The sequence below is a fragment of the Candidatus Auribacterota bacterium genome, assembly GCA_026392035.1.
GTDB lineage: Bacteria > Auribacterota > Tritonobacteria > UBA1439 > UBA1439 > JAPLCX01.
Map to the genome: position 1 here is coordinate 1 of JAPLCX010000013.1, position 24,711 is coordinate 24,711.

The following is a 24,711-nucleotide window of genomic DNA, read 5'->3' on the forward strand; positions in this document are numbered from 1 at the left end:
GCCCCATCACCCCCAACCTGTCCCGCTCCTTACGGCTCATCTCCAGTATCCCCTCTCTCATTTCCACCCCCTTGTCGGGGGCTATTATAGGGGACATTTCTACTTTGGCAGATAGGGGACATTATCATTTTGGTATGACATCAAGCTGGCGATATGATGGAGCCCCACGAGCGCGCGGTTCCTTACCTAATAGCGGCTTTCCACCACGCTCTTGCGCAGAGTAGACGTGATAGAATGCTCCGGGAAATTGTATTCCTATTCTCATTTGTAAAGAGGAAAGATTTGCCACCGATGTCATATTGAAAGTTTATTCCACATAGTATTTGATTTTCGTCTGCCTTTTTGTTTGAATGTCCCTTGCCCTTCGAAGGGGCTTATACACCGCAAAGGAGGTCGCAATGCTCAGAGAACCACCGGAGAAAGTATCACAGGAGAAAATCACATTTGACGTGCGCGAGCTCGAGCCGCTGCTCAGCCCGCCACCCTCCACGATGCCCCCCTACGAGCCGAGCTGCGTGAAACTCAAGGACGGTTCGGAGATGCTGATCCGCGAAGCCCGGCGGGAAGAGGTCCCAAAGATGCTTGAGTTCATCAAGAAGATGCTCGACGTTGACCACGACTTCTACGACATCGTCGGCGTGAGGGTCTACGCGGAGATTCTGGGCTGGTACAGGAACAGGCTGAAAGACCCCTATCAACTCCTCGGCCTCATCAACGGGGAGTGGGTCGGCTTCGCGAACGGGCGCATGTGGAATGATGATATCTCGATCAGCCTTCACTCCCTCGCCATGAAACGCGGTCTCAGGATAGGCGCCATCATGTACTACGCCAAGGCCGAGTATGCCTTTGAAGTCCTTGGGCAAAAAGAGTGGTGGGCGACGTATGAGAGCTACAACGGCTTCAAGCGCTGGGCAATCGGGATGGCACAGCCGTCGTACCCCTGGCCCGAGTACCAGCACGAGCTCGGCGGATCACGCGTCTTTTACATGACGAAGAAATACTGGGACACGGTCGTGAAAAAGTATCTCCTCGATCTCATCGGCGGGACGCTGAAGCGCCCCGTGGCGGCGAAGCTCCTCAAGGCGAACGAGAAGATGACGCTGCCGAAAGAGGTTGAGGTATAAGCCAGCCTGTAGTCCGGCAAGAAATCGCCCCTTCAGAGATGGAGGGGCAACTTTCTAAAATCCCAAATCCCAAGACCCAAATCCCAAAAAAGAGGATCCTATTTTCCGGCCCTATCCCTCGCGGCAATAATCCTGATCGCCTCGACAGCCGTCTTTATCATCTCCTCGATCCCTACCTTCTTGACAATCATCTCTCCCGTGATGGTGGAGCCGATGACCGCGAGGATTTCCGCTGCCCTGAGCCTTCTGAATGAGGAGATCACGAAGATTGCAGACGACTCCATCGAGCTCGCCAGCACGTTCGCCTTCTGCCAGGTTTTCCACCTGGCGCGGATCTCGTCGTACTGCGGCAGGCGCGGGTCGTCCTCCTCGGTGAAAAAGGCGTCCTTGGTCTGCGTGATGCCCAGGTGCGTCTTGTAGCCGAGCTTTTTGGCCGCTTCCCAGAGCGCCATGGTGAGTTGAAAATCGGCAACGGCGGGGTAGTTGAGCGGTACGTACTGGAGGGAGGTCCCGTCCTCCCGGACGGTGGCCGTGGAGATGACGAGGTCACCGAGGCCGACGTTCGTCTGGAGGCCGCCTGCCGTCCCGACCCTGATAAAGGTGTCAGCCCCGATGCGTGCGAGTTCCTCCACGGCGATCGCCGCGGAGGGGCAGCCGATCCCGGTGGACGTCACCGACACTTTGATGCCGCCCACCTCTCCCGTGTATGTGGTGTATTCCCTGTTCTGCGCCACCTTCTCGGCCCTATCCAGAAAACCCGCGATCAGGGGGACGCGCCCCGGGTCGCCGGGGAGCAGCACGTACCGCCCGACATCCCCCTTCGCCAGTTGTATGTGATATTGCTTTTCTGACATTGCTTCCCCCCTGCCTCGTGAGGCATTACATACATGGGCTTGATAAAACTTGTCCTGAGCGAAGCCGAAGGATCAAGCCCCTACATCAGCAAAAAATCCGCCCCATCCGCACAATCCGCGGTCATACACTCCTAGCTCATATCGAATGCCACGATCCGGCAAATTGATGACTCCCCCCCGACCCAGCGCCAGGGGAAGCAGCCGATGACCATCCGGCGGTTGAGCACCTTGTCGATGTCTCCCCCCAGATTTTCAGCGTGTATGATATCAAGCGGGAACAGGTCAATGTGCATGAGCTGGTAGTGGTCGGGAGGAAACATTTCGTCGATCGTCTTTTTGAACCTCTTTTTGAAATAAATCTCGCATTCTGCCGCTTGCTTCGGCATCCACTCGCGAATCTTCGTGTTCATCGGGTGGTCAGCGGAGCCGCAGTCAACGCCGATCCATTTGATCTTCATTTTCTTGCACCAGTTCGCAAACTCCCGCTGCGGTCCTGGGTGTTTAACCATGTAGCGCACCTCATCCGCCTCAGGCTGGTCCCATGAGTATTTGTGATAGCCGGTGTTGATGACGAGGATATCTCCCTCTTTTACCTCCACGCGGTTGGTGATATCCTTTGAGGTGTAAATGCCGTAGTCCTCGGCGATATCACTCAGGTCGACGATCGCCCCTTCGCTCACGAGCTCCTCGAGCGGGATGGACGCGACGTCGCGCCCGTGCGTGCAGAAGTGGAGCGACCCATCGAGGTGGGTGCCCACATGGTTGCTGTGCGTCACCAGCTGGCCGTTCGCGCCGTTCGGCGCCAGGCGCTTGAAGAACTTCACCTGGAGCGGCTCATACGTCGGCCATGCCGGAGTGAGATCGCTCAGCGGCTGCGTGAGATCGTACATTTTGAATTTCACAATTTACCTCCGTGACTCGTTTCCCGTGCCTCGTTTCTCGTGACCCGTCTAAGCTTACTGTGTCAATCTACGCGCCACGAGCGACAAGCGAGTCTTTGCAATTTCATATCCAAGGGCCATGCCATAAATCAGATCCACCCCCGACGTGGCGCCATATTCTAGCACCCGCTCGCTCGCTCTTTCCACCCTTTTCTCATCAATGGCGAAAATCGCTTCCAGCAGCTCCTTCACCCGCTCCGCGAACCGCCCGCGCCCCGCCGCAGAGAGGAAATGAGCCGATACCGGCGTCGTTCGCTCCGCCGGCGATTTCATCACCTCCCCGAGCCGGGTGATCATCCTCCGGGCATACGCCTCCAGGAATGGAACACGCCGCGCGCCACACAGGAAACCCACCAGCCCCACGAGCAGGTCGTCGCACGAGGGCGTGAGCCCCTCCCCCAGCCCGATGATCCGCTGCGCCGCTTCTCTAACTTTTATCTCGCAGCCCCTCGTGAGGGCGGCTGCGAGCGCGTACACCTTCTCATGTACCACGAGCGCGGTGTCAGATATCTGCGGGTTCTGTCTCTGGCGTCCATGGCTGCAGCGATCTTCGAGCCTGCCGATGAGCGAGCCGAGGACGCCGCGAGCGCGCGATTTAGCGATCTCACGTGCGATTTTCAAACAGGTTTCCAGTTCGCCCAAGCGATGCGTTCCCGTCGGCGCGAAGGAAGGATCCCATGTAGCCGCACGAACCGCCTCGACAATGATCCTCTCTTCCCCAATCTTCACCAGCCCCTTCTCGCATTCGAATCGCTCGTCGGGATAAAAAGATGGATATCCGTTCTTCAGGGAGCCCTCATGCTCAACGAGAATAAATCCCGGCCCATTGCCGACATCCATGTGTGCGATGACAAGCATTGCTCCCTTGAGCGTTCGTAGATATACCACGCGGTCATAGACCGCGAATGTCGCGCCCGTGACCCTTCCTCTGAGGAGCACGTCTCTGAGCTCTCTATCAATTGATAATGCTCTCAGGCGCATATGATCACCATGATAGCATATGGCTTCTCTCTCATCTTGTAAGAAGAGCGTGACCGGAGCGGACCCAGGATCTCACCTATGCCGGAGCGCACCCACGCCGCTGTTGACATGCCTACGCAACATGCTATCGTAATAGCAGTTTCAGACCTTCAACCGCAACAAGGAGGATTTTTATGAACGTGAAGAAGCTCATGGTTCTCCCTCTTGCGCTTCTCATCTTCGCGTGGGGGGCTCAGGGCCTTTCACCTGTCCTGGCGCAGGAGAGCGGTCAAAAAGTCAAGGTTGCCCCGGCAGCCGGGCAACCCAAACAGGAGAGTGTGACGGCACCCGCAGCAACGCAGGTTCAAGAGCGGGCGCCTATGGAAAAGGTCGGCCATGCCGGCGCGACATTCGGGAAGGGCACGGGAAACTTCTTCGCGAAATTCGGGAAGGGCTCCGGCAGATTCTTCAAGAACGCCGGTGTCGGAACGGGCCGCTTCTTCAAGCGGATCTTCGCCGGGAAATAATTTCTCAATTCTTCAGTCCAGAGCGCGGCACGCGTCTCGGATAACACCGGATCCTGTTCCACCGGAGCTCTGGGGTCAGGTACTATTGCTGTAGGCCCGCGAAAGTCGGGCCTCTTCGGCACATTGCCAAGGCCGGTACCCTTCCACTTCCAACTGCACAGCCATGCCGATGAAGGTACGAATCAGTACGATCAGGACGTTCTTCAGTGTGAGCGCAATGACAACCGTTCGAATAATATCGCCGGCGATGAGGAACTCAAGCCCCCGCAGGATGGCCCGTCCCCAATCTTACCGGTAGAACTGATACGATTTGCCGGTCTCCTCCTGCCGACGAACAAGGAAGCGGCCGGTGGCGAGGAGCGCGCCTTAACGCGTCGCCTTGAGCTCCTTGTTCGATTCCGTTTTCGTCAACATGATAGTGTGCCAGTTTTATCATTAGCTAAAAGGAGGTTGTAAACAGTTATGGGTTTGTCATGATGTTTACCTTCATATGTTAAACCGAATCCTTTGAAGGAGCCTTGATCAGATCTCCATTTTTTGAGAACCTTTAGAACCTCTTTAGAAGAACCAAGTTGATTGATAAATTGTGACGCATATTTTGAGGGTGGAATCCCTGTCTCAAGATGCGACTTTTTTATTGCATGTATCGCCAAACCGGTTTGATATTCACCTTTTTCATCTATATTCTCTTTCGTGATGAAACAACTGTAGATCCCTTTTTTGAATTCGCTCTTGAAATGCCAACCATCAGGTACAAGAAAGATGCCTTTGATATCCTCAATGTGCTTCCAGGAAAAACCCTTGGGGGCAGATGGCCGCTTGCTTTGTCCTGCAAGGCATAAAGATATGGGCACAATGACAAATAATGCCATGAATTTTCTGAACATTTTCGTACAAGTCCCCTTTCTTTATTAATGGATTTACTTTCTAACGACGGAATTGAGCGGCAATCCCGCTGAGCGGGACGCGGGGAGGAGCGAACGCCCGCGCATCCGCGCCGGCAAGGCGAAGCCCCGCAGGGGGCGCCCGCTCGAATGACTTGTTCGCGCCGCCAGGCGCGGCAAGTCATGAGAGCTTGCTCAATTTCGTCGTTCGCGCCGCTTTGGCGGCGCGCGAACGTGAAGCTCACCTGCCCCGCCTCTGCGGGGTCAGGTGCAGCGACTTGATAGGCTTTACCTAGTATTTCTGCCTGCCTTTTTGGTCTCTTTAGGTGCTTTAATAGTTGCAGACCATCTACCTGATTCTGGAGGAGCATATTCAGCTTCGAGGAACAAACTGCCATCAGTTTGTGGAGTCAATTTTACTTTGGAAAATTTTGACCAATCGAAATTCAAACCCTTTCTTTCAGTGAATGCACGAAGTTCCTCTTCGTTGTTAGGCCACCTATTGTTCTCTATCCAATAACGGTTGTTATGCAAAACAAGCGTAGTGAATTCGGTACCATGCTTAAAAATGTTACATGAAGTTAAAGCTAAACTAATCAAAAGTCCAATTGATATAAATAACATTCTAATGTCCTTCATTTCTTATCACCTCCTTAAGAAGTATAACATAAAGCTCACACATAAGTTTCCCAGGCGTTTTCGTTAATTCTTTCGCCAGCAGTAAGATGAGATGAAGAATGTCCAGGACATTCCCGGTTATAACTCTTTAGCATGGGAAAAATAAGGAAAATGTCTGCGATAGCACCCTTGTGTTATCCGATGGCCACTGGACGATACTCGCCGAAACCGGGCGGCATCCAGCGCATGCGGGTCGGGATGATTTCGATGAGCACGAACTCCGGGTTATTCTCGTCCGTGAAATGTTTTTTCACATTCGGGTTGAGAGCGAGCAGCTCGCGCTTCTTCTCCGGCCCTCCTGAGACGTCCGCGCGCCCCTCCACTCTCAATTGGTATTTGCGCCCGTCCACGAAACAGATCTCCACTCGCGGGTTCCGTGCGAGCTCTTGCACCTTGCCGCTCCGTTTGAAGGTGGAACTCAACAGCCTGAAATCATCGGTGACCACGAACGCCATCGGACGCACCCGCGGCTGCCCCTCAACGTCGGTGGCCAGAACCCCATAGCCCGCCCCTCTGATAATCTCCATCGCCTCACATGCCGTCATGTGCTCCCCCTCTTTCATTTAGTTTATTGTTATTTTTTATCTAATTTCTCTGTTAATAGTTCAAGTCATGGATTTCGGCCGTCATCCTCTCCGTGTCGAGAATGGCGACGGTGCACCGCCCCGTGAGCCAGCCGCCGCATTCTCCCGGATTGACCACGAGCGTCTTCCCTTTCCGGACCACCACTTCGTGCGTGTGACCGTACACGATGAGGTCATAGGCGCCGCTCGCCGCGAGGGCGTCAAGCATGTCGGGGACATGGATCAGCAGCACCCGCTTGCCGCCGAGCTCCCCCTCCCACTTCCGCTCGTGGATTTCGCCGATCCCCTTTAACTTCTCCCTCAGAAAGAACTTCTCGCCGTCGTTGTTCCCGAAGACGGCGATGAGCGGCATCTTTAACTTCGCGAACTCCTTCGCGGTGATCGGCGAGATGATATCACCCGCGTGCAGGACTACCGCCACCCCCTCACGGTTGAAAAGCTCAACCGCCTTCGCGATCGCAGGCATGTTCTCGTGTGAATCAGCCATCAACCCGAGCTTCATAATTACATCCCCATCAAAGCGCCACGCTAGAAGTCCAGGATGTTCTCAAACGACTTCTCATCATACTCGTGGATCATGGGTATGTTCGTCACGTCCCTCGCGAGCGGAGTGAGCGAGGCGAGGTCTTCTCTGCTTATCAGGTCGAGCCTGAACTTCTTGCAGCCCGCGATGAGCTGTTGGAGCCCCACCCTGATCCTGTCGAAGTAGGTATAGACGCCCACTGCGGCCCAGGGGAGCTCTTTGCCGATCGCCTTGCCGAATCGTGATTTCAACTCGGTCATGGTGATGAAGAATTTCGCCGGATCGTCGCTGTACCTATCCCTGAAGGCGTGCGGGAGATCCTCTGCCTCGGCGAGCTTGGTAAAATAGTCCGCTTTCATCGCCGCGGTAATCGGCGCCCGCGCCATTGCGACCCCCTTCACCACGGGTCCCTCACCGTAGTTGCTCATGGCGATGGCCTTAAAGATCTGGGTTTCGTTGATGAACCCGCCCGCGATGACGATATCCGGGATATACTTTTTCCGTTTCTTGAGAATCCGGACCGCGTCGAGCACAATGGATTCAAGATAGATCGTCGGCGTTGAGCACTCCTGCATCATCGGCACCGGTGACATCCCGGTGCCGCCGCCCGCGCCGTCAAGGGTGAGTAGATCGACCTTCGCCGCGGACGCGCACTTCAAAATGAACGCTATGGCATAGGGGTTCGGAGAACCTGTCTTCAAGAATACCTTTTTCGCGCCCTCGCTCCTGAGCCACTGGATGTCCTCGACAAACCCCTTCCACTCGGGCATCCCCACTCGCGAATGGCGCTCGAAGGTGTCGAACACCTTTTTCCTGAAGGCCTCCTCTACCGCCGGATCTTCCGGATCAGGGATGACCACATAGCCCCGCTTCTTGAGCAGGAGGGCCTTTTCGAGGCTGTGGATCCTCACCTCGCCGCCGATATTCTTCGCCCCCTGCCCCCACTTCCTTTCAATTATGTTCACCCCGAGCTTCCTGATCGCGTACAGCGCCACGCCGCACCGCTGGTCCTCAACGTTTGTCTGCACGCCGATGTCTCCAAACTCACCGTCCCAGAACACGCGATACTGGTCAATGCGGAACCGCAGCTGGGGAGAGTCAACGACCATCCCTTTGGAATCGAATGTGGCCTCCTCATCCATACCGCATACATTTTCCCCTATCACATCAATAACTCCCGAGATAGCCGCTCCCATGGAGAGGCCGAGCCAGTTCCGCCTCGCCACATCGGTCGACCCCAGGCCGGGAATGATCACGGGTATCTTTACCTTGATGCCGCCGAGAGTCTGGGCGACATCGACATTGGGGAAGAGCGCCTTGTCGGGATCTTCCGCAATCCCCTGCGCTCCCCTCACCTCAACCATTATCTGGAGGTCCCTCCAATGAAGGCCGTAATCCTTATTTGAAGCCGCGGTCGATTCTCCAAACCGTTCCGGCTCGGGATACAGGACATCCCTGCCACGGAAGGCGCTTTTCCCTATTTCACAGAGCACCTTGCACTCCCGTATACAGAGAGGGCACATCCCGCTTGATGGGGAAACGTCCCTCACCCTCGCGCTGGTCCCCGTTGTTGAACGCGCGTTTTCCTTCATTTTGTGTGGCTCCTTTCTCTCCTATGGCAAAATAACGTCACACATACTACAATAAGCCTTGTGTTCACGTAAGAATCATTATATCAGTTGGATGCGGTCTTTGGAAAAAATCCTACAGGAGGTATGAGCATGGCCAATCAATATCTTGCCGAATCAGCATGGGATGTAGCTCTCGAGCAGCTCGATGAAGTCGCAGAAAAGATCAATCTAGACCCCTACGTGCATGAACGGCTGCGCCACCCCCAGCGGGAACTCACCGTCTCCATACCCGTGCGCATGGACGATGGCACCCCGCGGGTCTTCACCGGCTACCGCGTGCAGCACAGCCTCATCAGGGGCCCCTCAAAGGGAGGCATACGCTACCATCCAGATGTCACCCTCGAGGAAATCCGTGCGCTCGCCATGTGGATGACCTGGAAATGTGCGGTGGTCAACATCCCCTATGGCGGCGCGAAGGGAGGGGTCATCTGCAACCCCAAAGAAATGTCGATGAGGGAATTGGAAAACCTCACCCGCCGATATGCCGTTGAGATCAGCATCATCATCGGCCCCACAAAGGACATCCCCGCCCCGGACGTGTACACGGACGCCCAGACCATGGCATGGATAATGGACACCATAAGCATGACTACCGGATGGTGCGTGACGGGTGTGGTGACGGGGAAGCCGGTCGACATCGGCGGTTCGCTGGGCCGCAAAGAGGCGACAGGGCGCGGGGTGATGGTGACCGCCATTGAGGCGATGAAGTACCAGGGCATTCCGGTCAACGGCGCACGTGTGGCAGTTCAGGGGTTCGGCAATGCCGGATCAATATCTGCCCTGCTCCTCCACGACGCAGGAGCGAAGATCATCGCGGTCTCCGACTCGAAGGGGGGTATCTTGAACACGAGGGGTCTCGATCCGCACAGCGTGCTCGAGCACAAAATGAAAACAGGTTCAGTCATCGGCTATGAAAACTCGGGCACAATAACTAATGCTGAGCTCCTTGAGCTCGAATGTGATGTCCTCATCCCCGCCGCTCTGGAAAACCAGATTACGGAGAGGAACGCGCCGCGAATAAAGGCCAAGATCATCGCTGAGGCAGCCAATGGGCCTACCACTCCATCAGCGGACAAGATTCTCCACGAGCGCGGAATATTTTGTGTTCCCGATATACTCGCGAACGCGGGCGGTGTCACGGTGTCGTACTTCGAATGGGTACAGGATTTGCAGGCCCTCTTCTGGAGCGAAAATGATATCAACGAGAAGCTGCGCACCATCATGGTCAATAGCTTCGACGCGGTGCTCAGAACCGCCGAGAAGCACAAGGTTGATATGCGCACCGCGGCGTTGATCCTCGCCGTGGGGCGCGTGGCCAGCGCCATGAAAATACGCGGACTGTGGCCTTAAAAGCAGTTACTGGTCACTAGTTACTGGTTTCTAGTGGTATTAAATGAGTTCGCATATAACCGCAACAGCTCGCCTCATGCGCACCCCCCAGAGATCAAAAGAGCGGTGTTTCAAGAAGCTCCTTGTGCGCTATAGGGGGAAGCAGGGGGCGCTGATCCCCCTCCTCCAGAAGACGCAGGAGCTCTTCGGCTACCTCCCTGAAAAGGCGCTGCGGCGCATCGCACAGCAGCTCGGCCTCTCCCCCGCCCAGGTGTACGGCGTGGCGACATTCTACGGGCAGTTTCGCCTCACGCCGGTCGGCAGGAACCTCATCACCGTCTGCCACGGCACCGCCTGCCACGTCGCAGGCGCCGAGCGGATATCCGAGGCGATCGAGCGCGCGCTCAAGATCCAGCCGGGCGGCACCACCCCCGACCGGCGCTTCACCCTGTGCAGCGTCGCCTGCCTCGGCTGCTGCAGCCTCTCCCCCGTCATGATGATCAATAAAACCGTCTACGGGAAGCTCACTCCCGCAGGGACTCCCGCCATTCTCAAGAAATACCGATGAAGAAGAATCCCGCCAAAAAGTTCCGGGTCACAATCGGCCTGAGCTCCTGCGGTGTCGCGGCGGGGGGCGAGACTGTTCTGGAAACATTCAAGGAGGAAATCCGCCGGAGGAAAATCCCCGCGGTTATCGGCACCACCGGCTGCCTCGGGATGTGTCACCGTGAAGTGCTGGTGGAGATCGCCTCCCCCGACGGGCGCTTCTCTCTCTACGGCGAGGTCACGCCGGAGCGCGTTCCACGGATCGTCAGCGAGCACCTCGTCAATGGCGCCCCCGTGGCGAAGTGGCTCGTGGCCGACAATGTTCCGGCGCTGGACTCACTCACCTACTTCGCGAAACAGAAGAAGATTGTGCTGGCGAACTGCGGTTTCATCGATCCCGAGGATATTGCCGACTACGTCGGGAGGGGCGGCTACAACGCGCTCCGCGCGGTCCTCACGCGCTACTCTCCCCGCGCGGTGATTGAAAGCATTTCCGCCTCGGGCCTCCGTGGCCGCGGCGGCGCGGGGTTCCCCACCGGCACAAAGTGGAAAACGACGAGCGAGGCGCCGGGCGCGGAGAAGTACATCATCTGCAACGCCGACGAGGGCGACCCCGGCGCCTTCATGGACCGGAGCGTCCTGGAGGGCGATCCCCACGCGGTGCTGGAGGGGATGGCGATCGCCGGCTACGCGATCGGGGCCACGCGCGGGGTCATCTACGTGAGAGCCGAGTACCCGCTCGCGGTAAAAAGGCTCTCGCTCGCCCTGGCACAAGCCGCAAAAAGCGGGTTCTTGGGGGGAAATATTTTCGGAATGGGCTTCGATTTTTCGATCTCCCTCATGGAGGGCGCGGGGGCGTTTGTGTGCGGCGAGGAAACCGCGCTTATAAAATCACTCGAGGGGGAGCGCGGGATGCCGCGGCTCAGGCCGCCGTTCCCCTCGACGAGGGGCCTCTGGGGGGAACCGACATGCATCAACAACGTGGAAACGCTCGCGAACGTCCCGTGGATCATCAGGAACGGCGCGGATGTGTACGCCGCGATCGGGACAGGGGGGAGCAAGGGGACAAAGGTGTTCGCGCTCGCCGGGAAGATCGCCCGGGGCGGCCTCGTCGAAGTCCCTATGGGTACCACGATCCGGGAGATTGTGGAGGAGATCGGCGGCGGCTCGGCGACCGGCCTCCCCATCAAGGCCGTCCAGATCGGCGGCCCCTCGGGGGGCTGTCTCCCCGCCAGCCTCTTCGACACGCCCATCGACTATGAGTCGCTCAAGGAGAGCGGCGCCATCATGGGGTCCGGGGGCATGATAGTCCTCGACAGCTCGAGCTGCATGGTTGACCTCGCACGGTACTTTCTCGCGTTCACACAGAACGAATCGTGCGGCAAGTGCACCTTCTGCCGCATCGGGACAAAGCGTATGCTCGAGATCCTGGACCGCATCACCAAAGGCCTCGGACGCACCGAAGATCTCGACCTGCTCGAGGAGCTCGCGGAGAAGGTGAAGGTCGCGTCGCTCTGCGGCCTCGGGCAGACGGCGCCCAACCCGGTCCTCACGACGCTCCGTTTCTTCCGGGAAGAATACATGGCCCACATATGCGAGAAGCGTTGCCCGGCAGGGAAATGCAGGGCCCTCATCAGCTACCGCGTCGATGAACTCCGCTGCACGGGGTGCGGCGCGTGCGCGCGCGTCTGCCCGGCGGGGGCGGCCGCGGGGGAGCGCAAGAAGGCGCACCGCATCGACGGGGAAAAGTGCACCCGCTGCGGGCTGTGCGTGGAAGCCTGCAAATTCGGGGCGATAGTGGTGGAATGATCGAGTGAAATCCCAAATCCCAAATCCCAAATCCAAAATAACGGCAGTGGATTACTGCACCTCGACACCGATTCACATCACCATTGACGGGAAACGGATTACGGCATACCGGGGTGACACCATCCTCCAGGCGGCACTCCGGGCGGGGGTCGCCATCCCCACGCTCTGCCACGACGAGAAGCTCGATCCTTACGCCTCCTGCTGGATCTGCGCGGTGAAGGTGAAGGGCGAGAGGCGTCTGAGGCCTGCGTGCGCGACCGTGGTATCCGCCGGCATGGAGATCGCGACTCATGACGAAGAGATTTTCGCCGCGCGCAGGCTCTGCATCGAGCTTTTGCTCTCCGATCACTGCGGCGAGTGTCTTCCACCCTGCCAGCTCGCGTGCCCCGCGGGCTGCGATGCCCGTGGGTATCTCAGCCTGCTCCTCAACAAGCGCTACGGCGAGGCGCTTCGCCTCATCATGGAAACGGTTCCGATGCCGGCGACTATCGGCAGGATCTGCCCCCACCCCTGCGAGGAGGCCTGCAGGCGCACTACTGTTGATGAGCCCGCCTCCATCTGCGCCCTCAAAAGATTCGCGGCCGAACGGGCCGCTCCGTCCACCCCGACGCCGGAGAAGAAAAAACCTTCCGGGAAGAAAGTGGCAATCATCGGCTCCGGCCCCGCGGGGCTCAGCGCCGCTTATTTCCTTGCCCTCAATGGCCACGCGGTGACTGTGTTCGAGGCGCGAGAGAAACCGGGCGGCATGCTGCGCTATGGAATCCCCGAATACCGCCTGCCGAAGGCAGTGCTCGATCGTGAGATAGACTTCATCAGGCGATGCGGCGTGACAATCAAATGCGCGGCGCCCGTCGGCGGCACAAGGACGATCGCCCGGCTGCTCGATAATGGATACGATGCCGTGCTCGTCGCCGTGGGGGCCCAGCGCAACCGGCGGATGGGAATTGAGGGCGAAGATAGTGAAGGGGTATTGGGTGGAATTGACTTTCTCGCGGAGGTGGCCTCCGGGAAGCGGCCTTCGCTCGGCAACACAGTCCTTGTCGTCGGCGGAGGCGACACGGCCATTGACGCCGCGCGAACGGCGCTCCGGCTCGGCGCGGCAACTGTCTCAATTGTCTATCGCAGGTCGCGCGAGGAGATGCCGGCGAGCAGCGCAGAAATAAAGGCTGCAGAGGAAGAGGGGATCGAGATCAGGCACCTCACGCTGCCGCTCGCAATTGCCCGGCGAAACAGCAGACTCGAGATAACCTGCTCACGCATGGCACTCGGCGAGCCCGACGAAAGCGGGAGACGGAAACCACTCCCCGTCCCCGGGAGCGAACATAGCATCGCGTGCGATTCGATAATAATGGCCATCGGTCAATCGGTTGACGCCTCCGTCCTGGATGGCTCGGGACTCGCTCCTGGCAGCAAGGGCAGAATCAGCGCCGCGGAAGATACACTCCGCACCGCGCGCGAGGGAGTTTTCGCCTGCGGCGACTGTGTCACCGGCCCTGATATCGCGATAGGCTCCGTCGCCGCTGGCCGCAGGGCTGCCCACGCCATAGATTCCTTCCTCCGCACCGGGAAACCATCTCCGCTCACCATGCCATTCAGCCCCGCCCGAAGGGAAAACAAGGAAATGGACACGCGTGAATATGCGCACGAGGAAAAGATACCGAGGATTCCGGCTGTGCGGATGAGTGTTAAGGATAGGATCGGCGGATTTTCCGAGGTCGAGCAGGCGTTCAAAGAAGAGGATGCCCTTAAAGAGGCCTACCGATGCCTGGAATGCGGTTGCGAGAAGTCAGCAGACTGCACCCTGCGGGATCTCGCGAGTCAATATGGCGTGGACGCAAACCGGTTCGGCTCACCCGGGAAACGCCGGGAGACTGACGCCAGGCATCCATACATCGTGCGCGACCCCGACAGGTGCATCAAGTGCGCCCGCTGCATACGCGTGTGCATCGAGGTCCAGGGAATCTGCGCATGGGGGTACATCGGGCGCGGTTTTAACATGCAGGTGGCGGCGCCCTTCGGTTGGCCGCTCCAGGACACCGACTGCGAGTCATGCGGGCAGTGCCTCACCGCGTGCCCCACCGGCGCGCTCCAGGAAAAAATTGCCATTCGAGGAGCTCTCCCCGGACTCACGGCAAAAACGGAAACAATCTGCGCCCACTGCGGCGTCGGCTGCCGGATCGCGCTCCACACGTTCGGCAATCAGCTGTTCAAGGTCACACCATCGGCGAACGGAAACCTCTGCGAGAAGGGGAAGTTCGGGTTTGAATATCTCAGCGGCGCGAACAGAGTCATACTCCCTTCTGTGCGAAAGGGTAACCGCTTCGTGAGAGCAGGCTGGGGCGAAGTCGCGGACAAAACTCGCGAAGGCCTCCACGGAATTCCTCCTCGCGACATCGCGTTCTTCGTCTCTCCCCGCCTCACCGACGAAGAGGCGTACGCTGCACAGAAGCTCGCGCGCGCCGTGCTGGGTACAAATAATATCTACCCGCTCGGCGGAAAGATCTTCTCACCCCTGGCCCACAGCAGACTCGGGCGTATTGTTTCGCCCTGCAGCATTGGTGACATCGAGAAGAGCGATTCAATCATCCTCATTAATCCGCTCATGGTAGAACTTAACGAGGTTGCCGCCCTGTCTGTGATCAAAGCCGTCAGGAGGGGCGCGAAACTCCTGATCATCGGGGGACAGAAAACGAAGCTGGACAGGCTCGCGTGGAAGAAGATCTCGGCTGACCCTGACTGTTTTAAGGACTATATGCAAGAGATTGATTTATCCATCAAGGGAGAACGTCATCCGACCACCGTGTATAACCGGGACTGCCTGGATGAGAAAACGATGCTTGCGCTGCACAATTATGCTGCGAAACGCGGCGTGCGGATCGTTTCCCTATGCACCCAGATCAACGAACAGGGTCTTCTCGACGCAGGGGTGTCGCCGTTCGCGCTGCCGGGACAGAAACTTATTAGCAATCGCGCGGCCCGGAAGAAATTGGAGAGGGAATGGAACTGCAGTCTGCCTGCACGGCCCGGGATGAGCTACAAGGAGGTCGTCAGTGCGATGATGCGTGGAAGGATTAAAGCCGCACTATTACTGGGGGGCACCCTGCCTGATAACAGGGAGCTGCACGGCGCTCTCCGAAAGGTGCCCTTTGTGGTAATGCAGGCGCTTGTCCCCTCTCCCCTCACCCGCATCGCAAACGTGCTTCTCCCCGCGGCAAGCTGGGCTGAAACTTCAGGGACATTCACCCATTATGACGGCGCGAAGCTCACGCTGCGGAAAGCCCTGCCTCCCCTCTGCGGTTTCAGTAATGCGGAAATATGGCAGCAGCTGATGGACAAGCTGGGGTGAGTCTACCTCGCAGGTGGAATAGGTGCGGTTCTACCGTGATTGAGCCTCGTTCAGGAATGCCTTGATCTTCTTCAGGTCCTCCTTTGCCTTGTCTTTATCCGCGGGATTTCTCAGGAGATAGGCGGGGTGAAAGGTGGGGAGTATTGTGACGCCGTGGTAGTCGTGGAAACGGCCGCGGAGCTTGCTGATCGCAGCTTCAGTTTTGAGGAGCGTCTGGGCGGCATGGCGGCCAAGGGCGCAGATGAGGCGCGGCTTCACCACTTCAAGCTGCGCGAGCAGGTATGGTTCACAACAGGCAACCTCATTCGGCAGCGGATCTCTGTTGCGCGGGGGGCGGCATTTGAGGACGTTCGTGATATACACATCCTCTCTTTTTAACCCGATATACGCGAGCATCTTCGTGAGGAGCTGGCCGGCCCTCCCGACGAAGGGGAGCCCCTGCCGGTCCTCATCCGCGCCCGGCGCTTCACCCACGAAGATCAGCGGCGCGCGGCATGCGCCCGTCCCGAATACGGTCCGAGTCCTCGTTTTCGAGAGCGCGCACTTCCGGCACGTTGAGACTGTTGTCTGTAACTCGTTGAGCGCACCGACAGGATCCACCGCCGGCCGTGCATCCGGTGTGAGTTCCCCATCGCCATCCTGCCCTTGAGCGGCAGGCTGCTCGATGGGAATATGCAGAATCCCCCCCTCGACGAGCTTCTCCACGTAGTTCCCCGTGAGCCGTACAATCTCGCTTAATTCGCTCAGTTTATCATTCATATTAAATAATATTCACCACGGAGGCACGGAGAACACGGAGGGGATTTAAGATAGCGACCACTGGATACACTGAAATTCACAGAAAACATACCATCCCTGTTTCAGTGCCTTCAGTGCCCTCAGTGGTTATTCCCAATAATCGAGGCGCTTACTCCGTGCCCCTGCCTGCCGGCAGGCAGGTCCGTGGTGAAAAACCCTATTTATAAAAATCCACCACCGCCTTCGCCACTTCCTCGATCTGCCCCTGGGCAAGCTCGGGGTGTATCGGAAGCGCCAGGGTTTCTTCGGCGGCCTTCTCGGACTCGGGCATGTCGCCCTTCTTATACCCCAGCGCCGTGAAGCACTCCTGGAGGTGGAGCGGCAGGGGGTAGTAGATCGCCGATCCTATCCCTCTGGACCCGAGGTAGTTCATGAGCTTATCGCGCGCGCTCACTCGCACCACGTACTGGTTGTACACATGGCGGACATAGGGGAGATCGTACGGGGTGACCACCGCGCTCCCCATAAAAAGCTCATTGTAGAGCCGCGCATTGGCCCGCCTTTTCTCGGTCCACTCCTCAAGATGCTTTGCCTTCACCAGGAGCACGGCAGCCTGGAGTTCGTCGAGCCTGCTGTTGTAGCCAACCACCTTATGGAAGTACCTCGGCTTCGCACCGTGCTCGCGGAGAATCCTGAGGTTTTCGGCAACCCTCTGGTCGTGGGTGAAGAGCATCCCCCCGTCTCCCATGCCGCTCAGATTTTTTGTCGGATAAAAGCTCAGGCAGCCGACGTCGCCCAGCGCCCCGACCCGCTTCCCCTTGTACTCGGCGCCGATGCTCTGGCAGGCGTCCTCGATTATCTTGACACCCCACTCCTTTGAGAGGGCGATGAGCGGCTCCATTTCAGCGGGTTGACCGTACAGGTGGACGGGAATGATCGCCCTGGTCCGCACGCTCAATTTCTTCTCAACCTTGCGGGCGTCAATATTGCAGGTGCGCGGGTCAATATCCACAAACACGGGCGTCGCTCCCACGAGCACGATCGCGCTCGCGGTGGCAAAAAAACTGTAGGCGGTGGTGATCACCTCGTGCCCGGGGCCCGTCCCCACTGCCCTGAGCGCCAGAATCAGCGCGTCTGTGCCGGACGCGCACCCGACGGCGCAGGGAACATCAAGGTACCGGGCGAGGGTCTTCTCCAGTGCGGCCACGCGCTCTCCCAGCACGTATTTCCCGCTGCGCGCGACATCGAGAATCGTCTTTTCCAACTCCGGCTGCAATTTTTTATACTGTGCGACAATATCTAAGAAAGGCACCGCCATGGCCATTCCCCTCCCCGAATAATTTTCTCACCCCTGAGCGGGCGCTCATCCCTTTAACTCGCCTTCGCGCTCGCGCGGTGCTGCGTATAGTATGCCGCCGCACGGCGCAACCCGTCTTTGAGGCTGACAGACGGCGTGAAGCCAAGCTTCTCCCGCGCCCTCGTGATATCGGCCAGGGAATGTCGCACATCCCCCGGCCTCGGCTTCCCGTAGCGCGGCGCCGCGTGAACCCCGAGGATCTCCTGTATGAGACGGAGGAGATCGTTGATCGAAATGGCCTCCCCGCACGCGATATTCATAACCTCGCCGCCCGGCAGCGCCGCCTCGCAGGCGAGCAGATTCGCCTCAGCGACATTTTTCACGAAGGTGAAATCCCTGCTCTGGTTACCGTCGCCGTCAATCACCGGCTCCCCACCCCCGCAGAGCGCGTTGAAGAAATTGGGGATCACCGCCGCGTACTGCGAGCGCGGATCCTGCCGCGGGCCAAACACGTTGAAATACCTGAGGGCGACACAGCTCAGTCCGTAGAGGCGGCTGAACACCGCGCAGTAGTACTCCCCGGCAAGCTTCCCCACCGCGTAGGGTGACAGCGGGCGCGGCGCCATGTCTTCCTGTTTCGGCAGCGCCGGGCTGTCCCCGTACACCGACGACGATGAGGCACAGACGACGCGCCCCACACCCGCATCCCTCGCCGCGAGGAGCAGGTTGAGCGTCCCATCCACGTTCACCTGATGGGCCGTGAGGGGATCGTCTATCGAGCGGACGACAGAAGGGAGGGCTGCCTGATGCAACACGCAGCCGCATCCGGATACGGCCCGGGCGACGGTATCGAAGTCCCTGATGTCGCCCTCAATGAGCTCGACCGCATCGGAAAGCCCTTCCAGGTTCTCCCTCCGTCCCGTGGAGAAATTATCGAGAACCCTGACGCGCTTGCCCGCATTGAGCAGGTGATCGACGATGTTCGAGCCGATGAAGCCGGCACCACCCGTGACCAGGTAGATATCGTTGCCCATGCAATCCCTAGCTTGATGTATTAATCAACCGCTGATAGCGCGCCTACTCGCCTTTAATGTTTTCTATCCACGGATTGCGCGGATTGCAACCACAACAAAAAGTTGAAAGCATACGGTTTAAAGCGTAACTGCATCCTTTTGCTTCCAGCTTTAAACTTTAGGCTGTTTTTGCATCCGTGAAAATCAGTGTAATCCGTGGATGCTAGATGCTCACCACTTTTTTCTTCCGCAGGCCCTTCGGTACCGCGCGCGTCGCGTTACGGGTATCAACCACAAGCGACGCGTGCCGCACAATCACATCATAGTCAAAGCAGCTGTGGTCAGTGACAATCACCACGCAGTCCTGCTGCCGGAGCACCCGGGGAGAAAGCCGCGTCGAGATGAAGCGCCTGCCGCCGAGATCGAGGGTGCGGACATACGGGTCTGCATATAAAACGCGGGCGCCATTCCTCACCAGGACGCGCATGATCACGAGCGCCGGCGACTCCCTCGTGTCGCCCACATTCCGCTTGTACGCCGCGCCGAGGATCATGATCTTCGCCCCCCTCAGGCACAATCCGCGACGGTTCAACGACTCGCTGATCACCCCGCAGACGTGTTCCGGCATGCGGGCATTGATCTCCGCCGCAACCTCGATCAGGCGCGCTTCAACGTCGTACACCCGTGCCTTCCAGGAGAGGTAGATCGGATCAATGGGCAGACAGTGGCCCCCCAGGCCGGGGCCCGGGTAAAAAGGCATGAACCCGAAGGGCTTTGTCGCCGCGGCCTCGATAACCTCCCACACGTCTATGCCCATCCTCTTGCAGATGAGCGCCATTTCGTTGACCATCGCAATATTCACGCTGCGGAAGGTGTTCTCAAGAAGTTTCGCCATCTCAGCAACGCGGGTGGATGAGACGGGGTGCACCCGTTCGAGCACCTGCCCGTAGAGCAGGCAGGCGAGCGCGGTGCACCGCCTCGTCACACCTCCGATGATCTTCGTGATATTCTTCGTCGTGTGGAGGGCGTTTCCGGGATCCACGCGCTCAGGTGAAAACGCGAGGAAAAAATCGCGCCCCACCCTCCCCCCGCCCCTCTCCAGCAAGGGGAGGACCAGCTCGTCGCAGGTGCCCGGATAAGTGGTGCTCTCGAGCACAATCAGCTGCTCCCGTCCCATCCGCGTTGATATTTCCTCGACCGCGCTCATGATGTAGGAGAGATCTGGATCTTTCGTTTTCCTCAGCGGCGTCGGGACGCAGATGATGATGGCATCAGCACGCTCAAGCGTCCCGCAATCACCAGTAACCCGGAGCCTCTGCCTCCTGATCAAGGGTTCCAGCTCCTCGCCCGGCACATCCTGAACGTAGGATTTACCCTTGCGGAGCATGGCGGCCTTCGAGCGGTCAACCTCGATCCCCGTCACCGGGAAGCCTGCCTTCGCGAACTCCACGGCGAGCGGCAGGCCGACGTACCCCAATCCAATGATGGCAACCCTGGCTCTCTTCTGCTCGATTTTCCTCTGCAGTGCCATTGCTCGGGATTTGGGCTTTGGGATTCCTTTGGGATCTGGGATTTGGGATTTGCCCTGTGGGATTTTGGCTTTGGGATTCCTTTGGGATTTGGGATTTGGGATTTGGGATTTCATACTACCTTCCTATGCTCTTATAGATAAACCCCTTCTCTTCCACCTTCTCCGGATCGAAGATATTGCGCCCATCTATGATGATCGGGTGCGTCATGAGCGCCCGGATCCTGTCGAGGCTCATCTGCCTGAACTCATCCCACTCCGTCACGATCACGAGGGCATCGCTCCCGCGGGCCGCCTCGTACGGATTTTTGCAAAATTTTACGCCTGCGAGCATCTTCCGCGCGACACCCATGGCCTTCGGGTCGTACGCCTTGATCGTCGCCCCCTCCCGCTGGAGCTCCGCAATGATATCCACGGATGGCGCGCTGCGCATGTCATCAGTGTTGGGCTTGAAGGCGAGGCCGAGGATGCCGATAACCTTATCCTTCACGATCCACAGGGCCTCCTCGATCTTCTTCACGAATCTGCTGCGCTGCTCCCTGTTGATCTTCTCAACGATCTTGAGCAGCTCAAAATTGTATCCCAACTCCTCGGTGATCTTGATGAACGCGGCCACATCCTTGGGGAAGCAGGAGCCGCCATACCCGATGCCCGCGCTGAGGAACGCCCTGCCGATCCTCTTGTCCAGCCCCATCCCCTCCACCACCTTCATCACATTCGCGCCCGACATCTCGCAGATATGGGCGAGGGCGTTGGCAAATGAAATCTTCAGGGCGAGAAATGAGTTCGATGCGTGCTTGATGATCTCAGCCGATTTTATGTCCGTCACGATCACGGGCGCCTTGAGCGGAGCGTAGAGCTCCTTGAGGAGCTTCGCCGCCCGCTTTGAGGAGACGCCGATCACGATCCTGTCGGGGTGCATGGTATCGTCCACCGCTGATCCCTCCCTGAGGAACTCAGGGTTTGACGCAATATCGAAATCCACGTTCTTTCTATTGTAGCGCTTGATCGTCTCGGCGACCTTCTCGCCGGTCTTCACGGGGACGGTGCTCTTGTCAACGATGAGCCTGTAGCCATCCATGTTTTCGGCAACCGTGCGCGCGACGATTGCCACCGAGCTCAGGTCAGCGGTCCCGTCCGCCTTCGGCGGAGTGCTCACCGCAATGAAGATGATTTCCGACGACTTCACCCCCTGGGGGATACTCGTGCTGAAGGAGAGCCTTCCCGCCCTGGCGTTGCGCCGTATGATCTCGTCCAACCCGGGCTCGTAAATCGGGACATTCCCTTTCTTGAGCATCTTTACCTTTTCCACGTCGCTGTCCACACAGACCACCTTGTTCTTCATGTCCGCGAGGCACGCGCCGGTGACGAGGCCGACGTAGCCCGCGCCGATAATGCACACTTTTTTCATTCTTTCCTCCAATCCATACGCTCGTTCACGCTCAACTCATTCGTCAGGGCCGACCACCGCCAAGGACAGACGAGCTGTCCCATTCGGCCAGGCTCCTCCAGGATGCACGCTGATGCGGGGGGTCAGAAACGGACATCGAGAGGAACATTTGGATAGGCGTCAAGGTAGAGGAGCACGAAGAAGCCCACGCTGGACTTCCTTCTCCCCTTGTACCTGACGGTAAATGCCGCTTCCCATTCATGGAGATCCCTGAAGAGGGACCACTCGCCCTCCTCAAAGGTGCCGTCGGCAGTTTCGAATCTCAGGTATGTCCTCGCCGCCCAGTCGTCATTCAGCTGAAGGTTGAACTCCGTAGTCCAGAGGTTGCTGTCATTCACGAGATACCGCTGGCCAAGGGCGAGGCTCACAAGGTCGTTCCGGTACACGTAGTAATCGGTATTGAACTCATCGAGCCGGCCCCTCACGGGGTTGATGTATGTTTCGAAATCCAGTTTCTGCCAGTCTATCGGGCGGAACTCGGCGTCAATGAAGATATCATTGAAGAGCTTCTCAAAGCCGTCCGCAACCTCCGCAGATGAGTAGTGATCGTCCGCGAACGCCCGGTGGTATTGCCCATCATAGCTGCTCTTGTTCGTCAGCATATCGAGGTATATCTTGATGTCAAAGAGATTGACATCCTCGCCCTCTCCCCGCTTGGTCTGTAACGCGTTCCGCAGCTCCAGCGTGAACATGCTCGTCTCGTTAAAGAAATCATACTCGTCGAACTGGTACACCTTGTGCGGGTAACTGCGGGTCGGCCTGCTGTAGTACTGGTAGGTCAGCGTGGGCTCAAACAGGTGCCGCAGCTTGTTGATCTTGAGCGTGCTGTTGTAGTAATCCCAGACCTTCCAGAACTTCGTGTCCGCCTGTGCGCCGAGGGTGAAGAGGCCGCGCCAGACGTTCTGGTTTTCCTCTGAGCGCACCAGCTCGGAAATTTCCTGGTCCGGGACACCGTCGCCATCGGAATCAAACAAGACCCCTGTCCCCTTATAGGCCGGATCGTCCGAGGGCGCCTTCGAATAGAATGTCTCGCGCAGTCCTGCCCACGGTTTGAAGTTGAGGAACTTGAAATATTTCTTCGGATACGAGATCTCATGGTACGTGTCGATACGGAGGCTCCGGATCGGATCGGGGATCGGATAGTTGTCAATCTCCTCTTGAGTCATGTTCTCCGCTTGATCCGCGTCGAGAGGGTCGTTTGAGAATACGTAGTTGAAGTTCGTGATCGCCGAGCGGCTCTGGTAGAAGAACGGCGTCTGGCCGATCCTCTGGTTCACCGCGTCAATGCTGAACTCGGGCAGGCGCTGCACCACCGTGTAGAATTTGTTGAAGCGGGGCTCGGCCCTCAGGCTCAGCTGGTATTTCTCCGCCGCTTTGGTTATGTCGATGTAGTTCTCCCGCTGGATATCGCCCTCGTACTCTTCCCTGAAGAAGTTGTCGATAAAATCCTCGTCGCTCTGCATATTGAAGTCGATCGTCATCTTCGTGTCTTCTGAGAAATCCTGCTGGTGCGTGAAGGTCGCGCGGTAGCGATTCTTGATGTCGAAGTCGGAGTTGAGAACCCAGTCCGGATCCTTGTCGTGCGCGAAGTAGAAGACGGTCTGGCCGCTCGCGCTGGCGCTCGGCAGGTTGTGGTCCATGGTGACACCGACGCCCAGGCCGTTTTTCGTCCGGTAATCGACGTGAGGGGTGATCCGTATGTTCTTCGTCTTGTACACGTCAAACGCGGTCAGCATGAAGAAGCCCCAGTCGCTGTTGAAGCCCGGGACGAAGTTGTAGGGGGACTCGTCGTCGGTGAGCGAATACTTCGCGTAGGGGCTCCAGAAGACCGGCGTCTCGTAGAGGTACATGACCGCATTGTGGGCGACCACGCTGTCGCCGGGGTAGATGTAGATATTCTTCGCCCGCATGCTCGTGTGGGGCTTCGAGTAATCGCAGGTGGTCACGTAGCCGTTCTCAATCTGGTACTCGCTCGCCGATATCCTGCGCACGACCTTGCCGTACCCGTACCACGGCTGGACGTAGGCGTGGCAGTCGGTGATGTTCCCCTGGCCGCTCTCGAAGTTATAGCGGAGGTTCTTCCCCGTGAGGAACTGGCCCTCTTGAAAGAGACTCACATTGCCCTCGGCGTACGCGTCACTCGTATCGAGGTACACGGTGATCTTGTCAGCGGTGAGCTTGGCATCCTTGTACTTTACCACCGCGTTGCCGGTCCCTGTGACGACGTTCTGTTCACGGTCGAACTCGACGCTGTCGGCGTCTGCGACGATCGGGAGCGCCTTCCCCTCGCGCTCAGCGGTCTCTTCCTCTTTCTCAACGGGGGCGAGTTTATCAATTACCGTCCTCCCCTCCGCTGATTCCCGCTTCATCCGCTCGACCTCCTCACGCTCTTCCCTGGCGGAATACGGCGGCGCTTCGGAGGCATCGCGCTCAGCTTCAACCGCACCCTCGTCCGCCGGCTCCGCAAACTCCTCCCCGCCCTCGAGACTCTTCACCTCTCCCGCAGCAGTGTCAGTGCCTGCTTCAGCCTCCTCGGGCGCTGCGGCAGATCCTTTCGCATCCGCCCGCGCGGCCTGCACCGCCCCACGCGCAGTCCCCTTCCCTTCCCCGCCGGTGACCGCAGCTGCTGCTTCGCCAGCCTGAACAGGCCCAGGCTCGACCGCGGGCGTGCTGCTCGCCGCAGCTGCGCGCTCCCTTTCCAGAACCTCCTGGCGCTCAAGCTGCTCCGCCTCGGGATTTCTTTTGAGATCCCCCTGGGCAAAGAGCGGAGTGGTGCTCATAAGAAAGGAAGATATGAGTAAAACGAGGGCACGCGCCATCACTCCTCCCATAGCGTCTTTGTATGCAGCTCTCGTGGCCGGGGATATTGATTGCGACGAATCCTGCACATGGTATCACACACCCACTTCATGGCCAACTCTTTTTTGCTCTTTTTGATAATACTTGCTA

General features: G+C 58.2%; 20 protein-coding genes. 6 read left to right on the plus strand and 14 right to left on the minus strand.

Annotated elements, in window-relative coordinates:
* Window positions 1-398 precede the first annotated feature (398 nt).
* Window positions 399-1,124, plus strand: a complete 726-nt coding sequence (locus tag NTX71_00850; GenBank protein MCX6338454.1) for an N-acetyltransferase — start codon at window positions 399-401, stop codon at window positions 1,122-1,124.
* Window positions 1,125-1,222: 98 nt separating this feature from the next.
* Here NTX71_00850 and udp read toward each other — a convergent pair whose 3' ends face one another.
* The 3 genes from udp to NTX71_00865 form a co-directional block, all read right to left on the minus strand.
* Complete coding sequence (gene udp, locus NTX71_00855) at window positions 1,223-1,978, minus strand: uridine phosphorylase (GenBank protein MCX6338455.1); 756 nt, start codon at window positions 1,976-1,978, stop codon at window positions 1,223-1,225.
* A 131-nt stretch (window positions 1,979-2,109) separates the two neighbouring features.
* Complete coding sequence (locus NTX71_00860) at window positions 2,110-2,868, minus strand: cyclase family protein (GenBank protein ID MCX6338456.1); 759 nt, start codon at window positions 2,866-2,868, stop codon at window positions 2,110-2,112.
* Window positions 2,869-2,934: 66 nt separating this feature from the next.
* Window positions 2,935-3,900 (minus strand): DUF2877 domain-containing protein, encoded by a 966-nt coding sequence (locus tag NTX71_00865; protein MCX6338457.1) that lies wholly within the window; start codon window positions 3,898-3,900, stop codon window positions 2,935-2,937.
* Between the two features lie 173 nt (window positions 3,901-4,073).
* Here NTX71_00865 and NTX71_00870 point away from each other — a divergent pair, with 173 nt between their 5' ends.
* Window positions 4,074-4,406: a hypothetical protein gene (locus NTX71_00870; GenBank protein MCX6338458.1), complete on the plus strand. Its 333-nt coding sequence runs from the start codon at window positions 4,074-4,076 to the stop codon at window positions 4,404-4,406.
* Window positions 4,407-4,813: 407 nt separating this feature from the next.
* Here the strand turns inward: NTX71_00870 and NTX71_00875 are convergent, their stop codons facing one another.
* From NTX71_00875 to NTX71_00895, 5 genes are all read right to left on the minus strand, one after another.
* A complete protein-coding gene (locus NTX71_00875; GenBank protein ID MCX6338459.1) occupies window positions 4,814-5,293 on the minus strand; it encodes a hypothetical protein in 480 nt (159 codons plus the stop codon).
* Window positions 5,294-5,578: 285 nt separating this feature from the next.
* The gene (locus tag NTX71_00880) at window positions 5,579-5,929 is read right to left on the minus strand and encodes a hypothetical protein (GenBank protein MCX6338460.1); all 351 of its coding nucleotides are present in this window, start codon (window positions 5,927-5,929) and stop codon (window positions 5,579-5,581) included.
* Window positions 5,930-6,102: 173 nt separating this feature from the next.
* The gene (locus tag NTX71_00885) at window positions 6,103-6,513 is read right to left on the minus strand and encodes a pyridoxamine 5'-phosphate oxidase family protein (protein MCX6338461.1); all 411 of its coding nucleotides are present in this window, start codon (window positions 6,511-6,513) and stop codon (window positions 6,103-6,105) included.
* A gap of 52 nt (window positions 6,514-6,565) precedes the next feature.
* Entirely contained in the window at window positions 6,566-7,054 is a 489-nt protein-coding gene (locus NTX71_00890) for a metallophosphoesterase (protein ID MCX6338462.1), read from the minus strand.
* Between the two features lie 26 nt (window positions 7,055-7,080).
* Window positions 7,081-8,667, minus strand: a complete 1,587-nt coding sequence (locus tag NTX71_00895; protein MCX6338463.1) for a glutamate synthase-related protein — start codon at window positions 8,665-8,667, stop codon at window positions 7,081-7,083.
* A gap of 129 nt (window positions 8,668-8,796) precedes the next feature.
* Here NTX71_00895 and NTX71_00900 point away from each other — a divergent pair, with 129 nt between their 5' ends.
* The 4 genes from NTX71_00900 to NTX71_00915 are packed head-to-tail and all read left to right on the plus strand — an operon-like array spanning window position 8,797 to window position 15,736.
* Complete coding sequence (locus NTX71_00900) at window positions 8,797-10,056, plus strand: Glu/Leu/Phe/Val dehydrogenase (GenBank protein ID MCX6338464.1); 1,260 nt, start codon at window positions 8,797-8,799, stop codon at window positions 10,054-10,056.
* Window positions 10,057-10,099: 43 nt separating this feature from the next.
* Entirely contained in the window at window positions 10,100-10,603 is a 504-nt protein-coding gene (nuoE, locus tag NTX71_00905; protein ID MCX6338465.1) for an NADH-quinone oxidoreductase subunit NuoE, read from the plus strand.
* Window positions 10,600-12,390 carry an NADH-quinone oxidoreductase subunit NuoF gene (locus NTX71_00910; protein ID MCX6338466.1) on the plus strand — a complete coding sequence of 597 codons (1,791 nt, stop codon included), beginning with the start codon at window positions 10,600-10,602 and terminating at the stop codon, window positions 12,388-12,390. The genes nuoE and NTX71_00910 overlap by 4 nt, the downstream gene beginning before the upstream one ends.
* A gap of 4 nt (window positions 12,391-12,394) precedes the next feature.
* Window positions 12,395-15,736, plus strand: coding sequence for an FAD-dependent oxidoreductase (locus tag NTX71_00915; protein ID MCX6338467.1), 3,342 nt, complete (start codon window positions 12,395-12,397; stop codon window positions 15,734-15,736).
* A gap of 30 nt (window positions 15,737-15,766) precedes the next feature.
* On the opposite strand, the gene NTX71_00920 is transcribed toward NTX71_00915, so the two are convergent.
* The 6 genes from NTX71_00920 to NTX71_00945 form a co-directional block, all read right to left on the minus strand.
* Window positions 15,767-16,495: a uracil-DNA glycosylase gene (locus NTX71_00920; GenBank protein MCX6338468.1), complete on the minus strand. Its 729-nt coding sequence runs from the start codon at window positions 16,493-16,495 to the stop codon at window positions 15,767-15,769.
* Between the two features lie 196 nt (window positions 16,496-16,691).
* Window positions 16,692-17,792 (minus strand): DegT/DnrJ/EryC1/StrS family aminotransferase, encoded by a 1,101-nt coding sequence (locus tag NTX71_00925; protein ID MCX6338469.1) that lies wholly within the window; start codon window positions 17,790-17,792, stop codon window positions 16,692-16,694.
* Window positions 17,793-17,845: 53 nt separating this feature from the next.
* On the minus strand, window positions 17,846-18,805 hold the full coding sequence (locus NTX71_00930; GenBank protein MCX6338470.1) for an SDR family oxidoreductase: 960 nt from the start codon (window positions 18,803-18,805) through the stop codon (window positions 17,846-17,848).
* Between the two features lie 202 nt (window positions 18,806-19,007).
* Window positions 19,008-20,315, minus strand: a complete 1,308-nt coding sequence (locus NTX71_00935) for a nucleotide sugar dehydrogenase (GenBank protein MCX6338471.1) — start codon at window positions 20,313-20,315, stop codon at window positions 19,008-19,010.
* A gap of 115 nt (window positions 20,316-20,430) precedes the next feature.
* A complete protein-coding gene (locus tag NTX71_00940; GenBank protein MCX6338472.1) occupies window positions 20,431-21,723 on the minus strand; it encodes a UDP-glucose/GDP-mannose dehydrogenase family protein in 1,293 nt (430 codons plus the stop codon).
* A 122-nt stretch (window positions 21,724-21,845) separates the two neighbouring features.
* Window positions 21,846-24,581, minus strand: coding sequence for a hypothetical protein (locus NTX71_00945; GenBank protein MCX6338473.1), 2,736 nt, complete (start codon window positions 24,579-24,581; stop codon window positions 21,846-21,848).
* Window positions 24,582-24,711 lie beyond the last annotated feature (130 nt).

What these genes read in the sequence shown, in the direction of transcription:
- NTX71_00850 (MCX6338454.1), top strand. Translation starts at nt 399, where the DNA reads ATGCTCAGAGAACCACCGGAGAAAGTATCACAGGAGAAAATCACATTT.
- udp (MCX6338455.1), bottom strand. Translation starts at nt 1,978, where the DNA reads ATGTCAGAAAAGCAATATCACATACAACTGGCGAAGGGGGATGTCGGG.
- NTX71_00860 (MCX6338456.1), bottom strand. Translation starts at nt 2,868, where the DNA reads ATGTACGATCTCACGCAGCCGCTGAGCGATCTCACTCCGGCATGGCCG.
- NTX71_00865 (MCX6338457.1), bottom strand. Translation starts at nt 3,900, where the DNA reads ATGCGCCTGAGAGCATTATCAATTGATAGAGAGCTCAGAGACGTGCTC.
- NTX71_00870 (MCX6338458.1), top strand. Translation starts at nt 4,074, where the DNA reads ATGAACGTGAAGAAGCTCATGGTTCTCCCTCTTGCGCTTCTCATCTTC.
- NTX71_00875 (MCX6338459.1), bottom strand. Translation starts at nt 5,293, where the DNA reads ATGTTCAGAAAATTCATGGCATTATTTGTCATTGTGCCCATATCTTTA.
- NTX71_00880 (MCX6338460.1), bottom strand. Translation starts at nt 5,929, where the DNA reads ATGAAGGACATTAGAATGTTATTTATATCAATTGGACTTTTGATTAGT.
- NTX71_00885 (MCX6338461.1), bottom strand. Translation starts at nt 6,513, where the DNA reads ATGACGGCATGTGAGGCGATGGAGATTATCAGAGGGGCGGGCTATGGG.
- NTX71_00890 (MCX6338462.1), bottom strand. Translation starts at nt 7,054, where the DNA reads ATGAAGCTCGGGTTGATGGCTGATTCACACGAGAACATGCCTGCGATC.
- NTX71_00895 (MCX6338463.1), bottom strand. Translation starts at nt 8,667, where the DNA reads ATGAAGGAAAACGCGCGTTCAACAACGGGGACCAGCGCGAGGGTGAGG.
- NTX71_00900 (MCX6338464.1), top strand. Translation starts at nt 8,797, where the DNA reads ATGGCCAATCAATATCTTGCCGAATCAGCATGGGATGTAGCTCTCGAG.
- nuoE (MCX6338465.1), top strand. Translation starts at nt 10,100, where the DNA reads ATGAGTTCGCATATAACCGCAACAGCTCGCCTCATGCGCACCCCCCAG.
- NTX71_00910 (MCX6338466.1), top strand. Translation starts at nt 10,600, where the DNA reads ATGAAGAAGAATCCCGCCAAAAAGTTCCGGGTCACAATCGGCCTGAGC.
- NTX71_00920 (MCX6338468.1), bottom strand. Translation starts at nt 16,495, where the DNA reads ATGAATGATAAACTGAGCGAATTAAGCGAGATTGTACGGCTCACGGGG.
- NTX71_00925 (MCX6338469.1), bottom strand. Translation starts at nt 17,792, where the DNA reads ATGGCGGTGCCTTTCTTAGATATTGTCGCACAGTATAAAAAATTGCAG.
- NTX71_00930 (MCX6338470.1), bottom strand. Translation starts at nt 18,805, where the DNA reads ATGGGCAACGATATCTACCTGGTCACGGGTGGTGCCGGCTTCATCGGC.
- NTX71_00935 (MCX6338471.1), bottom strand. Translation starts at nt 20,315, where the DNA reads ATGGCACTGCAGAGGAAAATCGAGCAGAAGAGAGCCAGGGTTGCCATC.
- NTX71_00940 (MCX6338472.1), bottom strand. Translation starts at nt 21,723, where the DNA reads ATGAAAAAAGTGTGCATTATCGGCGCGGGCTACGTCGGCCTCGTCACC.
- NTX71_00945 (MCX6338473.1), bottom strand. Translation starts at nt 24,581, where the DNA reads ATGGCGCGTGCCCTCGTTTTACTCATATCTTCCTTTCTTATGAGCACC.